At 72.4% G+C, this 14,200-nt stretch carries 13 protein-coding genes; 10 read left to right on the top strand and 3 right to left on the bottom strand.

Features of this window, described 5'->3' with window-relative positions; genetic code table 11:
• Positions 1 to 43: 43 nt before the first annotated feature.
• Both purB and ACN269_RS20620 read right to left on the bottom strand, forming a co-directional pair.
• A complete protein-coding gene (gene purB, locus ACN269_RS20625) occupies positions 44 to 1,468 on the bottom strand; it encodes an adenylosuccinate lyase (protein WP_421473957.1) in 1,425 nt (474 codons plus the stop codon).
• Between the two features lie 54 nt (positions 1,469 to 1,522).
• Positions 1,523 to 2,815: an acetyl-CoA C-acetyltransferase gene (locus tag ACN269_RS20620; RefSeq protein WP_421473956.1), complete on the bottom strand. Its 1,293-nt coding sequence runs from the start codon at positions 2,813 to 2,815 to the stop codon at positions 1,523 to 1,525.
• A 54-nt stretch (positions 2,816 to 2,869) separates the two neighbouring features.
• Here ACN269_RS20620 and ACN269_RS20615 point away from each other — a divergent pair, with 54 nt between their 5' ends.
• The 7 genes from ACN269_RS20615 (at position 2,870) to ACN269_RS20585 (ending at position 9,996) form a co-directional block, all read left to right on the top strand.
• On the top strand, positions 2,870 to 4,228 hold the full coding sequence (locus ACN269_RS20615; protein ID WP_421473955.1) for a 3-oxoacyl-ACP reductase: 1,359 nt from the start codon (positions 2,870 to 2,872) through the stop codon (positions 4,226 to 4,228).
• Entirely contained in the window at positions 4,228 to 5,277 is a 1,050-nt protein-coding gene (locus tag ACN269_RS20610) for a MaoC/PaaZ C-terminal domain-containing protein (protein WP_421473954.1), read from the top strand. Before ACN269_RS20615 ends, ACN269_RS20610 begins: the two co-directional genes overlap by 1 nt.
• Positions 5,278 to 5,370: 93 nt before the next feature.
• Positions 5,371 to 6,126, top strand: a complete 756-nt coding sequence (locus ACN269_RS20605) for an NUDIX hydrolase (RefSeq protein WP_421473953.1) — start codon at positions 5,371 to 5,373, stop codon at positions 6,124 to 6,126.
• Positions 6,123 to 7,088 (top strand): serine/threonine protein kinase, encoded by a 966-nt coding sequence (locus ACN269_RS20600; RefSeq protein WP_421473952.1) that lies wholly within the window; start codon positions 6,123 to 6,125, stop codon positions 7,086 to 7,088. The genes ACN269_RS20605 and ACN269_RS20600 overlap by 4 nt, the downstream gene beginning before the upstream one ends.
• Before the next feature lie 10 nt (positions 7,089 to 7,098).
• Positions 7,099 to 8,061, top strand: coding sequence for a hypothetical protein (locus ACN269_RS20595; protein WP_421473951.1), 963 nt, complete (start codon positions 7,099 to 7,101; stop codon positions 8,059 to 8,061).
• Entirely contained in the window at positions 8,058 to 9,320 is a 1,263-nt protein-coding gene (locus ACN269_RS20590; protein ID WP_421473950.1) for an adenylosuccinate synthetase, read from the top strand. The genes ACN269_RS20595 and ACN269_RS20590 overlap by 4 nt, the downstream gene beginning before the upstream one ends.
• 55 nt (positions 9,321 to 9,375) lie before the next feature.
• On the top strand, positions 9,376 to 9,996 hold the full coding sequence (locus ACN269_RS20585) for a DedA family protein (protein WP_421473948.1): 621 nt from the start codon (positions 9,376 to 9,378) through the stop codon (positions 9,994 to 9,996).
• Positions 9,997 to 9,999: 3 nt separating this feature from the next.
• On the opposite strand, the gene ACN269_RS20580 is transcribed toward ACN269_RS20585, so the two are convergent.
• The gene (locus ACN269_RS20580) at positions 10,000 to 10,638 is read right to left on the bottom strand and encodes a TetR/AcrR family transcriptional regulator (RefSeq protein WP_421473947.1); all 639 of its coding nucleotides are present in this window, start codon (positions 10,636 to 10,638) and stop codon (positions 10,000 to 10,002) included.
• A gap of 68 nt (positions 10,639 to 10,706) precedes the next feature.
• Here ACN269_RS20580 and ACN269_RS20575 point away from each other — a divergent pair, with 68 nt between their 5' ends.
• From ACN269_RS20575 to ACN269_RS20565, 3 genes are all read left to right on the top strand, one after another.
• Positions 10,707 to 11,159, top strand: coding sequence for an SCP2 sterol-binding domain-containing protein (locus ACN269_RS20575; protein ID WP_421473946.1), 453 nt, complete (start codon positions 10,707 to 10,709; stop codon positions 11,157 to 11,159).
• Between the two features lies 1 nt (position 11,160).
• Positions 11,161 to 12,375, top strand: coding sequence for an acyl-CoA dehydrogenase family protein (locus tag ACN269_RS20570; protein ID WP_421473945.1), 1,215 nt, complete (start codon positions 11,161 to 11,163; stop codon positions 12,373 to 12,375).
• 249 nt (positions 12,376 to 12,624) lie between these two features.
• Positions 12,625 to 14,187: an AMP-binding protein gene (locus tag ACN269_RS20565; RefSeq protein WP_421473944.1), complete on the top strand. Its 1,563-nt coding sequence runs from the start codon at positions 12,625 to 12,627 to the stop codon at positions 14,185 to 14,187.
• The last annotated feature ends 13 nt before the right edge of the window (positions 14,188 to 14,200 follow it).

Here is a 14,200-nt window from a genome sequence, read left to right as displayed (position 1 = left end):
AAAATTGACGCCAACCTCTTGATCAACGTGAGAAAGCGGGGGGTCAGAGGATGGGGGGTGGGGTGTAGGTGGCGGCGTCGGGGTGGGTTTCGACTACCTTCGTGATTCTGCGGGTTACCGACTCCACCTGGGACTTTGCCGCTCCTGCGAAGGCGGTGCGGTCGGCTACCAGGGTGTCGATGTCGGCACGGGACAGGCCGAGGCGGCCGTCGGCGGCCAGGCGGTCGAAGAGGTCGTTCTCCGGGGCGCCCTTCTCGCGCATGGCCAGCGCCACCGCGACCGCGTGCTCCTTGATCACCTCGTGGGCGACCTCCCGGCCGACGCCACGCCGGACGGCCCCAACCAGGATCTTGGTGGTGGCCAGGAAGGGCAGGAAACGCTCCAGCTCCCGGTTGATCACCGCCGGGTACGCGCCGAACTCGTCGAGGACCGTCAGGAAGGTCTGGAACAGCCCGTCGGCGGCGAAGAACGCGTCCGGCAGGGCCACCCGGCGGACCACCGAGCAGGACACGTCCCCCTCGTTCCACTGGTCGCCGGCCAGCTCGCCGACCATCGATAGGTAACCCCGGATGATCACCGCGAAGCCGTTCACCCGCTCGGACGAACGGGTGTTCATCTTGTGCGGCATCGCGCTGGAACCGACCTGGCCCGGCTTGAAGCCCTCGGTGACCAGCTCCTGGCCGACCATCAGGCGGATCGTGGTGGCCAGCGACGACGGCGCGGCGGCGGTCTGCGCCAACGCGGCCAGCACGTCGAAGTCCAGCGAGCGCGGGTAGACCTGCCCGACGCTGTCCAGCACCCGCGAGAAGCCCAGGTGCTCGGCGACCCGCCGCTCCAGCTCGGCGACCTTGCCGGCGTCACCGTCGAAGAGGTCGAGCTGGTCGGCGGCCGTGCCGACCGGGCCCTTGATGCCGCGCAGCGGGTAGCGGGCGATCAGTTCCTGGAGCCGGTCGTACGCGATGAGCAGCTCCTCCGCCGCCGACGCGAAGCGCTTGCCCAGCGTGGTGGCCTGCGCCGCCACGTTGTGCGAGCGGCCGGTCATGACCAGCTCGGAGTGCTCGTACGCGAGCCACGCCAGCCGGGCCAGGGTCGCCACCACCCGGTCCCGGATCAGCTCCAGCGAGGCGCGCACCTGAAGCTGCTCGACGTTCTCGGTGAGGTCCCGCGAGGTCATGCCCTTGTGCACGTGCTCGTGCCCGGCCAGCGCGCTGAATTCCTCGATACGCGCCTTCACGTCGTGCCGGGTGACTCGCTCCCGCTCGGCGATCGACGCCAGGTCGACCTGGTCGAGCACCCGCTCGTACGCCTCGACCACGCCGTCCGGGACCGCCACGCCCAGGTCACGCTGCGCGCGGAGCACGGCGAGCCACAGCCGCCGTTCCATCCGGACCTTCTCCTCGGGCGACCAGAGGGCGACCAACTCGGGCGAGGCGTACCGGTTGGCGAGCACGTTCGGGATCGTCGTCACGTACCTCATTGTCCCGCACCGGTTGACCAGCCCGGGAAGGAGGGCCGGCAGGGCTCAGCGCTCCAGGATCGCCGTCACGCCCTGGCCGCCGGCGGCGCAGATGGAGATCAGCCCGCGTCCGCTTCCCTTCTCGGCCAGCAGCTTGGCCAGCGTGGCGACGATCCGCCCGCCGGTGGCGGCGAACGGGTGCCCGGCGGCCAGCGACGATCCGTTCACGTTGAGGCGGTCGGTGTCGATCGCGCCCAGCGGGGCGCCCAGTCCTAGCCGGTCCTTGCAGAACTCCGGCGACTCCCAGGCGGCGAGGGTGGCCAGCACCTGCGAGGCGAACGCCTCGTGGATCTCGTAGTAGTCGAAGTCCTGCAACGTGAGCCCGGCGCGGGTCAGCATCCGGGGCACCGCGTACGCGGGGGCCATCAGCAGGCCCTCGTCGCCGTGTACGAAGTCGACGGCCGCCGTCTCGGACCAGCTGAACCAGGCCAGCACCGGCAGGTTGTGCGCGGCGGCCCACTCCTCGCTGGCCAGCAGCACCGTGGACGCGCCGTCGGTGAGCGGCGAGGAGTTCCCGGCGGTCATGGTGGCGTGCTCGGCGTCCGGGCCGCGGGTGCCAAAGACCGGCTTGAGCGCGCCGAGCTTCTCCACGCTGGTGTCCGGGCGCAGGTTCTGGTCGCGGGTCAGGCCCAGGTACGGCGTCATCAGGTCGTCGAAGAAGCCCCGCTCGTACGCGGCGGCCAAGCGCTGGTGCGAGCGCAGTGCCAGCTCGTCCTGGGAGCGCCGGTCGATCTGCCAGCGCAGGGCGGTCCGGGCGGCGTGGTCACCCATGGACAGGCCGGTACGCGGTTCGGCGTTGCGGGGGATGTCCGGCTTGAACGGCTGGAGCGGGCGCAGCTTCGCGGCGATCTTCAGTCGCTGGCCGACCGTCCGGGCGGAGTTGAGTTTGAGCAGCGTACGACGCATGTCCTCGTTGACCGCGAGCGGCGCGTCCGAGGTGGTGTCGACGCCGCCGGCGATGCCCACGTCGAGCTGACCGAGGGCGATCTTGTTGGCGACGAGGATCGCGGCTTCCAGGCCGGTGCCGCAGGCCTGCTGGATGTCGTACGCCGGGGTGTGCGGGTCGAGCCGGGAACCGAGGACCACCTCGCGGGTGAGGTTGAAGTCGCGGGAGTGCTTGAGCACCGCCCCGGCGACCACCTCGCCGACCCGCTGACCGGCCAACCCGTACCGGGCGATCAGCCCGTCGAGCGCCGCGCCGAGCAGGTCGGCGTTGGACGCGTCGGCGTAGCGGGAGTTGGAACGGGCGAAGGGGATGCGGTTGCCCCCGATGACCGCGACCCTCCGGATGCTCTGCACGATCCGCCTCCTCGCGAGTGTTGCTCGAACCTTACTCGCCAGTAGGCTACGCGCATGACCGACAGGTACGCGAGCTTCGTCCAATCGGCCGCCGGCCGCGCGCTGGTGAAGCGTCTCGGGCTGCCCGATCCGCCGCGACTGCGCCGACACCAGCCCGGCGACCCGCTGCTGCCCGGCCCGGCGCTGCTCGGCGCGGCCGACGGCGGCCGACTCGCCGAGCCGGTCCGGACGATCCTGACCGCCGCCGGGGTCGAGCTGCGCGACACCGGCACGGTCGCTGCGCAGGACCGCTTCGGTGCTCTGGTGTACGACGCGACCGGCATCACCGACTCGACGCAACTGCGCCAGCTCTACGACTTCTTCCACCCGCACGCCCGCACCCTGCTGCCCAGCGGCCGGGTGATCGTGTTGGGCGCTCCGCCCGGGGAGTCTCCGACAACACGCGGGGCAACGGCCCAGCGGGCCCTGGAAGGGCTGGTCCGCAGCATCGGCAAGGAGTTCGGTCGGGGCACCACGGCCCAGCTCGTCCGGGCGACCCACCGCGTCGAGGGCACCGGCACGCTCACGAGCCTCGAGTCGACCCTGCGGTTCCTGCTGTCCGGGCGGTCCGCGTACGTCTCGGGGCAGGTCGTCCGGATCGGCACCGGAACGGCGACCGCGCCGGCCGACTGGGACCGCCCGCTGGACGGGCAGGTCGTCCTCGTCACCGGTGCCGCCCGGGGGATCGGTGCGGCCCTGGCCAAGGTGCTCGCCCGCGACGGCGCCCAGGTGGTCGCGCTGGACGTCCCGGCGGCCGGGGACGCCCTCGCCGCCGTGGCGAACGACATCGGCGGTACGGCGGTCCAGCTCGACCTGACCGCCCCGGACGCGCCGACCCGGCTCGCCGACCACCTGGCCAGCCGGCACGGACGCGTCGACGTGGTGGTGCACAACGCCGGCATCACCCGGGACAAGACGCTCGGCCGGATGGACGCCGACCGGTGGGACCAGGTCATCGACGTCAACCTGTCCAGTCAGGAGCGGATCAACGACGTGCTGCTGGAACGGGAGTTGATCCCGGCCGGCGGGCGGATCATCGGGGTGTCCTCGATCGCCGGGATCGCCGGCAACCGGGGGCAGACCAACTACGCCACCAGCAAGGCCGGCGTGATCGGCCTGGTCGACTCGCTCGCCCCGACCCTGCGCGGCCGGGGCATCAGCGTCAACGCTGTGGCGCCCGGCTTCATCGAGACCCGGCTGACCGCCCGCATCCCGCTGGTCGTCCGCGAGGCGGGCCGGCGGATGAACAGCCTGGCCCAGGGCGGGCTGCCGGTCGACGTCGCCGAGACGATCGGCTGGCTCGCCTGGCCGGCGAGCGGCGCGATCAGCGGGAACGTGGTCCGGGTCTGCGGCCAGAGTCTGCTGGGGGCGTGATGGCCCGCAAGCGAGAGCCGGACGACCTGTCGGTCGACGATCTGATCGAGGGCCCGACCGAGATCCTGTCGTCCGAGACGCTGGACGCGATCCGCCGGCCGGCAGTCGCCGGCACCGATCTGGACGTCGAGCAGACGCACGACCTGAGCGCGGCGGCGGCCGAGGTGACCGCCGACCTCGGCGGCCACGGGACGGCTGGCGCGGATGGTCGCGAGCGCGTCGAGCTGGCCCGGATGCCGGCCGCCGGGGCGCTGTACCGGCAGGCCGTGCTCGGCGCGCTGCCGGGCCTCGGTCGGGGACGTGGTGGGAACGACCTGCCAGCGGTCGAGCTCGCCGTGCGCGGCGTACGGGTCGACCGGGCGCACCTGGCCGACTACGACCGGGTGTGCGGGTTCCGGCTCACCGACCGGCTACCCGGGACGTACCCGCACGTGCTGGGCTTTCCGCTGGCTCTGCGGCTGATGACCGCACCCGGTTTTCCCATCGCGCTGACCGGCGTGGTGCACGTCGGCAACCGGATCACCGTGCACCGCCCGATCAGCGCCGACGAGACCATCGACTTCACGACGTACGCGGAAAACCTGCGCCCGCACGATCGGGGGCGGCAGGTGGACGTGGTGCTGGTCGGCTCGGTCGACGGGGAGGAGGTCTGGCGCGGCGTCTCGACGTACCTGGGTCGCGAGCGCACATCCGGCGGACGCGAGCGGGGCGAACGTCCGGCACCGCCGACGGCCACCGCCCGGTGGCGGGTCGAGCCCCGGGTGGGCACCGAGTACGCACGGGTCTCCGGGGACCTCAACCCGATCCACACCTCGCGGCTCGGCGCGCGACTGTTCGGCTTCCGCCAACCGATCGCGCACGGCATGTGGAGCAAGGCCCGCTGCCTCGCCGCGCTCGAGACGCGGCTGGCGGACGCCTACACCGTCGAGGTGGCCTTCAAGCTGCCCGTACCGCTGCCGAGCACGGTGAACTTCGCCCTCCTGCCGGACGACGGGTTCGCCCTGCACGACTCGGGTGGCCGACCGCACCTGGTGGGTCTCGTGCGCTGACGCGCCCCTGCCGATCCGATTCGAGGGGTTGGCAGGGGCGCACGTCTACGCTAAGTTGTTCTCACAGCGAGATGTTCTCAGAATGAGAGTGACATGGTGGACGAGCAGGACTTCCTGGCCGCGTACGACCCCCGCGACTATCCGGCGGTCGCGGTGACCGTCGACGTGGTGGCGCTGACCATCCGCGACGGCGAGCTGCACCTGCTGCTCATCCGACGCGGCCAGGCGCCCTTCGCGGGGCACTGGGCGCTGCCCGGCGGCTTCGTCCGCCCCGAGGAGGACCTGACCGCCGGAGCCCGACGGGAGCTGGCCGAGGAGACCGGGCTCGGCGGCGAGGAGCTGCGACGCGTACACCTGGAGCAGTTGGGCAGTTACGGCGCTCCCGACCGTGACCCGCGGATGCGCGTCGTCTCGATCGCCCACCTCGCGTTCGCCCCCGACCTGCCGGACGCCGCCGCCGGCTCGGACGCCGACGAGGCGATCTGGCTGCCGGTCACCGCGCTGACCAGCCGGCAGCTCGCCTTCGACCACGGCCGGATCATCGATGACGCGCTGGAGCGGGCCCGCTCCAAGCTGGAGTACACCCCGCTGGCCACCCGCTTCCTCGCCGCCGAGTTCACCATCAGCGAGCTGCGGGCCGTCTACGAGACGGTCTGGGGTCACCCGCTGCACGCCGGCAACTTCCACCGCAAGGTGCTCTCGGTGCCGGGCTTCGTGGAGAGCACCGGCGCGAGCACCGAGCACGGCGGCGCCCGGGGTGGCCCCCGCGCCCGGCTCTACCGGGCCGGCGACGCCCGACTGCTGCACCCGGCGCTGCTGCGACCGGCCCGCGAGGAGACGGTGCGATGAGGACCGCCGAGGCCGTCGACCTGGTCACGGCCGCCCGCACCGACGCCGACCTGTTCGGCGACGATCAGCCGGCCCGCCGCTACCGCGAGCTGGTCGCGGCCCTGCACCCCGACCGGCTGCCGACCGACCCGGGGGTACGCGCCGAAGCCCTCAACGCGTTCATCCACGTCACGACCCGCTGGCAGGCCCGGCGGACGACCGTCCTCGGCGACTACCGGCTCGGCACGCCGGCCCACTCGGGCGACCTGGCCGACCTGTACGACGTCGGCGACGACCGGCTGCTCAAACTCCCCCGGCGACCCACCGACAACGACCTGATGGCCCGCGAGGCACACGCGCTGCGCACCATCGCCGAGCGCGGCGACCCGCGCTACCTGCCGTACGTTCCCCGGCTCGTCGACGAGTTCGGACACCGCGACTCCGCGACCGGCGCGGAACGCCGGATCAACGTGCTCGCCAGCGCGCCCGGCCTGCACGACCTCGACGCGGTGCGGCGCGCGTACCCCGACGGGTTGGACGCCCGGGACGCGGCCTGGATGTGGCGGCGGCTGCTGGTGGCGCTCGGCCTGGCCCACCGCGCGGGCATCGTGCACGGCGCGGTCCTGCCGCGCCACGTGCTGATCGAGCCGCACGGCCACGGCGTGGTGCTCGTCGACTGGTGCTTCTCGACCCCGACCGGCAGCACGGTCCCGGCACTCGTGCCCGGCCACGAGGACTGGTACCCGCCGGAGGTCCCGCGCAGGCGGCCCTGCGGTCCGGGCACCGACATCGCGCTGGCCAGCGCGTGCATGAGCTGGCTGATGGGGCCGCGCGCACCCCGTGAGCTGGACACCTTCGCGCAGGGCTGCCGGCAGGACGCCCTGAGCGCCCGACCCGACGACGCCTGGGCGCTGCTGCGCGAACTCGACCAGGTGCTGGACCGGCTCTACGGGCCACGCACCTTCCGACCCTTCACCCTCTAGAGGAGCTGTCATGGGCAGTGGAACCTGGTCCACCGACGTGTACGACGCCGCCGACCGCTACCGGCGTGCCGCCGGCCGCAGCGCGTTCTCCTACAGCGACAGCGGGGCACGCACCGTGCACCCCGCGCTCGACCCCCGCGACGCGATGCGCGAGAGCCGCGACTCCGCCGAACACCCCCGCTCGACGCCCGTCGCGGTGCTCTTCGACGTGACCGGCTCGATGCGCACCGTGCCGCGTGTCCTGCAGACCAAGCTGCCGCAACTGCTCGGGCTGCTGCAACGGCAGGGCTACGCCAGCGACCCGCAGATCATGTTCGGCGCCATCGGCGACGCCACCTGCGACCGGGTGCCGTTGCAGGTGGGCCAGTTCGAGTCGGACAACCGGATGGACGACGACCTCGGCCGGATCGTCCTCGAAGGCGGTGGCGGCGGGCAGATGAGCGAGTCGTACGAGCTGGCCCTGTACTTCATGGCCCGGCACACCGTCACCGACAACTGGGAGAAGCGCGGCCGGCGCGGCTACCTGTTCGTCATCGGCGACGAGCTGGCGTACCAGCGGGTCAAGGCGCGGGAGGTGGCCGGGCTGATCGGTGACGACCTGGGCGAGGACGTGGCGCTCCGCCAGATCGTCGACGAGGTGACCCGGCGGTGGGACACCTACTACCTGCTTCCCGCCGGCAGCAGCTACGCCGGCAACACGAAGGTGCTCGACTTCTGGCGGGACCTGCTCGGGCAGAACGCCGTCGTCCTCGACGACCTGGACGCGGTCTGCGAGACCATCGCGGTCACCATCGGCCTCGGCGAGCAGGCCATCGACCTGGACGAGGGCCTGCGCCACCTGGATCGCGCGGGCTCCGGTGCCGCCGCCGGAACGGTGTCGAAGGCGCTGGCCCGGCTCGGCCGGGGTCGGCGGGCCGAGGTGTCGACGCTGCCGGCGTTCCGCGACACCACCGCCGGGGTGACCCGGCTGTGAGGCACGTGGCGGTGGTCGACCTCGGCTACGGCGACGCGGGCAAGGGCACGGTCGTGGACTGGCTCTGCGCCACCCGCCCGGTGCACACGGTGGTCCGCTTCAACGGGGGCGCGCAGGCGGCACACAACGTCGTGTTACGCGACGGGCGGCACCACACGTTCGCCCAGTTCGGGGCCGGCACCTTCCACCCCGGTGTCCGGACGCACCTGTCCCGGCACGTGGTGGTGGACCCGCTGGCCCTGGCCGCCGAGGCCGACCATCTCGCCACGGTCGGGGTGCCCGACGCGCTGGACCGGCTGACCGTCGACGCCGAGGCGCTGCTCGCCACCCCATACCACCGGGCCGCCAACCGGGCCCGGGAGATCGCCCGGGGCGCCGACCGGCACGGCTCCTGCGGGCTGGGGGTGGGCGAGACCGTCGCGTACGGCCTCGCCCACCCCGACGACGCGCCCCGGGTCGCCGACTGTCTGCGACCAGCGGTGCTGCGCCGCCGGTTGGCAGCGCTGCGGGACCGGCTGACCGCCGAACTCGGCCCGCTGGACGCGCCGCCGGTCGACGACTGCCTGCCCGCGTTCACCGGGTTCGCCGGGCGGGTCGCCATCGTCGACCGGACCTGGCTCGCCCGCGCGCTGCGTTCGGGGACCTGCGTCTTCGAGGGCGCGCAGGGGGTGCTGCTCGACGAGTGGCACGGCTTCCACCCGTACACGACGTGGAGCACCACCACCTTCGCCAACGCCGACCGCCTGCTCGCCGAGGCGGGACAGGCCGGCGAGGTGACCCGGATCGGCGTGCTGCGGACCGTCACCACCCGGCACGGCCCCGGCCCGCTCGTGACCGAGGATCCGGCGCTGCCCTTCGTCGACAGGCACAACCCGACGAACCCGTGGCAGGGCCGGTTCCGGTTCGGCCACTTCGACGCCGTCGCCCACCGGTACGCCCTCGCGGCGTCCGGCGGGGTCGACGGCCTGGCGCTGACCCACCTCGACCTCGCCGGCCCCGAGCTGCGGATCTGCCGCCGTTACGACACGGGCGACCGGCTCACCCCGGGTCCGCCCGGCGACCTGGACCGACAGGCCGCGCTCACCGACCGGCTGCTGCGCTCCCGCCCGGTGTACGACGACGCGCCGGCCGACTGGGCCGAGGCGGTCAGCGCGGAGTTGGCCGCCCCGGTGGTGCTGACCTCGCACGGGCCCACCGCCGACGACAAGAGGACGCGCGGCCCGCTGCTCACCCCACCGGCACTGATCGGCACGCGCTGAGGCGTCTTCCGGCGACTCGCCCACCGGGCCGGTCGTACCCGGCGAGCATGGTGGGATGGACGCCCTGCTCGACCTCCTCCGTGGGACGGTCACCTCGCCATGGGTGTACCTGCTGATCTTCGGCCTCACGGCGGTCGACGCGTTCTTCCCGGCGGTGCCGGGCGAGGCCGCCGTGATCACCGCCGGGGTGCTGTCCGCCAGCGGCGGTCACCCCAGCCTGACCCTGGTGATCGTCAGTGCCGGCGTGGGCGCGCTGGTCGGCGACCACGTCTCGTACGCCATCGGGCGCGGCGGCGGCGCGAGCCGGCTGGCCCGGCTGCCCGACGGCAGTCGGCGGCGGGCCAGCTCCGAGTGGGCCCGACGGGCGGTGGACCGCCGGGGCGGGATGATCCTGACCACCAGCCGCTACGTGCCGGGTGGCCGGACCGCCGTCACCCTCACCATGGGCGCGGTGGGCTACTCCCGCCGGGCGTTCCTGCTCTACGACAGCATCGGAGCGTTCACCTGGGCGGTGTACTGCGGGCTGCTGGGGTACTTCGGTGGCCTGGCCTTCGAACGAGACCCGGTGAAGGGCGTCCTGGTCGGGGTCGGGGTCTCCCTCGTCGTCACCTTCGGCTTGGAGGGGATCCGCTGGCTGCGTCGCCGCGCGCACCGGCGGGCCGCCGCACGCCGATGACCGTCAGTCGACCGGCGGACGCCAGGTGACGCCGTGCAGGAGTTGGGCCGCGCCGAGCCAGGCCACGTTCATCATCCGGGTGGCCGTCTTCTCCGGGTCGGCCTCCGGGTGGTCGGCGAGCCAGTCGGCCAGCGACTCGGTCGCGCCGACCAGGGCGTACGCGACGACCTCCAGGTCGGTGGGTGCGATCTCGCGGCCTTCCTCGCGCAGCGCGTGGTCGAGCATCCCGGCGACCACCTCGACCAGCCGGGCGCGCATGGTGGCCAACTCGCCGGCGAACGGCTGCTCGCCTCGGGCCTGCCGGTAGAGCACCGCCCAGCCGTCGCGGTGCGCGCCCACGAAGCCGAAGAACGCCTTCAGCCCACGCCACAGCCGCTCGTCGGCCGGCAGGTCGGGGGCGGCGGCACCGGCGATGGCCTGCATCATCCGGGTCGCCTCCCGGTGCAGGCAGGCGACGAAGAGCTCCTCCTTGGTGCCGAGGTACGCGTACACCATGGGTTTGGAGATGCCGGCGTCCTCCGCGATCTCGTCCATGCTGGCGGCGTGGAAGCCGCGCCGGGAGAAGACCTTCACGGCCGCGTCGAGCATCTGTTGCTCGCGTACGGCGCGCGGCAGGCGCTTGAACGCGGGGGGCGTGGACACCTTGCGAGCATACCTACTCGTGCGTAGGGTTACGCACGAGTAGCCAAATCTTCCGGAAGGCGCATCTCATGACTGACTTCGACCCGGCCAACTTCGCCAACGTCGGGCCCAAGGAGTTCGCCCAGCTGGTCAAGTCCACCCCGGACGACAAGATCGCCCAGGTGATGGCCGGCGACCTGCGCGGCAAGGTGCTCGGTGAGGTGTTCGGCCGGATGCCGTCGCTGTTCCGCGCGGACCGGGCCGGCTCCACCAACGCGGTCATCCACTGGATCATCACCGGGCGCCCGGACGGCGGCAGCGACACCTACGAGGTGGTCATCGCCGACGGCAAGTGCGAGGTGAACGAGACCCCGCAGCACGACCCGAAGCTCAGCCTCACCATGGGCCCGGTCGAGTTCCTGAAGATCGTCTCCGGCGGCGCCAACCCGGTCATGATGTTCATGACCGGCAAGCTGAAGGCCAAGGGCGACCTGGGCCTCGCTGCCAACATCGCCAACCTGTTCGACATCCCCAAGGCCTGACATGGCCGAGTTCTCGCTCGACCTGAACGAGGAACAGCGGGACCTGCGCGACTGGGTGCACGGCTTCGCCGCCGAAGTCGTGCGCCCGGCCGCCGCCGAGTGGGACGAACGCGAGGACACCCCGTGGCCGGTCATCCAGGAAGCCGCCAAGGTCGGCCTCTACGGCTTCGAGTTCCTCGCCACCTGCTGGGCCGACCCGACCGGGCTCTCCCTGCCCATCGCCAGCGAGGAACTCTTCTGGGGTGACGCCGGCATCGGCCTGAGCATCTTCGGCACCTCGCTCGCCGTCGCCGCCATCTACGGCACCGGCACCCCGGACCAGCTGGTCGAGTGGGTGCCGCAGTGCTTCGGCGACGTCGACTCGCCGGCCGTCGCCGCGTTCTGCACCAGCGAGCCCGAGGCCGGTTCCGACGTCGGCGCGATGCGCACCCGGGCCGTCTACGACGAGGCCAGCGACGAGTGGGTGCTCAACGGCCAGAAGGCGTACGCCACCAACGGCGGCATCGCCGGAGTGCACGTGGTCACCGCCTCCGTCGACCCCTCGCTCGGCTCGCGCGGCCAGGCGGCGTTCGTCGTACCGCCGGGCACCCCCGGGCTCGCCGCGACCCGCAAGCTGCGCAAGCTCGGCCTGCGCGCGTCACACACCGCCGACGTCTTCCTCGACGAGGTACGCGTACCCGGCCACTGCCTGCTCGGCGGCAAGGACGCCCTGGACGAGCGGCTGGCCCGCGCCCGGTCCGGGCAACGCGCCTCCGGGCAGGCCGCGATGCGGACCTTCGAACTGTCCCGACCCACCGTGGGCGCGCAGGCACTCGGCGTGGCCCGGGCCGCCTACGAGTACGCCCTCGACTACGCCAAGGACCGGGTCCAGTTCGGACGGCCGATCATCGAGAACCAGGCCATCGCGTTCACACTGGCCGACATGCGGATGGAGATCGACGCCGCCCGACTGCTGGTCTGGCGGGCCTCCTGGATGGGCCGCAACAATCGCCCATTCACCGCGGGCGAGGGCTCGATGTCCAAGCTCAAGGCCGGCGAGGTCGCGGTGTCCGTCACCGAGAAGGCGGTACAACTGCTCGGCGGCGCTGGGTTCCTGCGCGACCACCCGGTCGAGCGCTGGTACCGCGACGCCAAGATCTACACCATTTTCGAGGGTACGTCCGAAATCCAGCGACTGGTCATCTCCCGAGCGATCTCCGGCATGCAGATCCGCTGACCCTCCGCTCCTCGCGCTCCGACCAGCGTCGGGCCGGCGGCCGCTCCGGCCGACGGCCCGACCGGTCGGTGCACGCCCAGGTCGGTGCCGCTCGACCCGTTCGCCGACGACCTGCTCCTGCCTAACCGTGCCGACTACGTCACCCCACGCCGACGTCGGCTGGGTCCTCCGCCGCGCCGGGTGCATGATCAAGGAAGACGCCCCTGCGGATGGGGCTGTCCGCGTACCACCCCCAAGGAGGTCTGCGGCATGGACCTGCCGTTCGTCGTCACCACGCTGACCCGTCGCGGTCTGCTCACCCCGGGCCGCCCGGTCCGGATCGCCTCACAGCTCAACGCGCTGCGTACCTGGGGATGGAGCCTCGCCGGCGAACTACGCCAGGCGGCCGCCCGCGACCCCGGGCGAGCGGCGATCATCGACGAGAACGGCGTCGAGCTGACCTACCAGGCACTCCTCGACCGGGCCGAACGGATGGCCCGGTCGATGCGGTCCGGCCTCGGTGTACAACCCGGCGACCGGATCGGCGTCCTCTGCCGCAACCACCATGGACTGATCGAAACGATCGTCGCCGCGACCCTGCTCGGCGTCGACGCGGTGCTCGTCAACACGGGCCTCTCCGCAGCCCAACTGGCGACCGTCACCGAGGAACAGCGGCTCCGGCTGTTGGTGCACGACGACGAGTTCGCCGAACGGGTCCTCGGCCTCCCCGCCGAACTGCCCCGCCTCGACGAGCGCGCCCGCGAGGAACTGGTGGCCGGGGCGCTACCGGGCGAGCTGCACCCGCCGGAGCGCGACGGCCGGATCATCGTGCTGACCTCGGGCACCACCGGCGCTCCCAAGGGCGCCCGCCGTCCCACACCCAACGGCTTCGGACCGCTCGTGTCCATCATCGACCGCATACCCCTGCACACGAAGGACCGGGTGCTGATCGCCGCCCCGATCTTCCACACCTGGGGATTCGCCGCGCTCCAGGTGTGCTTCGCGCTGCGGGCCACCATCGTGCTGCACCGCCGCTTCGACCCGGCCGCCACGCTCGCCGCCCTGGTCACCCACCGCTGCGACGCCCTCTTCGCCGTGCCCGTGATGCTCCAGCGGCTGCTGGAAGTGCCCCCGCCGGACCCACGCCCCACGCTCAAGGTCGTCGCGGTCAGCGGATCGGCCCTGCCCGGCGGGCTCGCACCCAGATTCATGGACGCGTACGGGGACGTCCTCTACAACCTGTACGGATCCACCGAGGTCTCCTGGGCGTCCATCGCCAACCCGGCCGACCTGCGCCAGGCCCCCACCACGGCCGGCCGACCACCACACGGCACCCGGCTGGAACTGCTCGACGACGCCGGCCAACCGGTGCCGCAGGGGCAGGTCGGGCGCATCTTCGTCGGCAACGAAATGCTCTTCGAGGGATACACCTCGGGGGCGACCCCCCAGGCTCGCGACGGGTTGCTCGACACCGGCGACCTCGGCCGGCTCAACCCCGACGGGCTGCTCTTCGTGGACGGCCGGGCCGACGACATGATCGTCTCCGGCGGCGAGAACGTGTTCCCGTCGGAGGTGGAGGACCTGCTCGCCCAACTACCGCAGGTACGCGAGGCCGCCGTGATCGGCGTACCCGACCCCGAGTACGGCCAGCGACTCGCCGCGTTCCTCGCCCTGCACCCCGGCGAGACGCTCGACCCCGAGGCGGTCCGCGAGTACGTCCGGCACTACCTGGCCCGGTTCTCCGTACCCCGGGACGTGGTCTACGTGAAGTACCTGCCCCGCAACGCCACCGGCAAGGTCCTCGCCCGGGAACTACGCCGCTACTACGGCTGATCATCCGGGCGGT

This window comes from Micromonospora sp. WMMD736 (assembly GCF_049179015.1).
Taxonomy (GTDB): Bacteria; Actinomycetota; Actinomycetes; order Mycobacteriales; family Micromonosporaceae; genus Micromonospora.
Note: the sequence above shows the minus strand (reverse complement) of the source record. Positions and strands in the feature narration are given on the sequence as shown.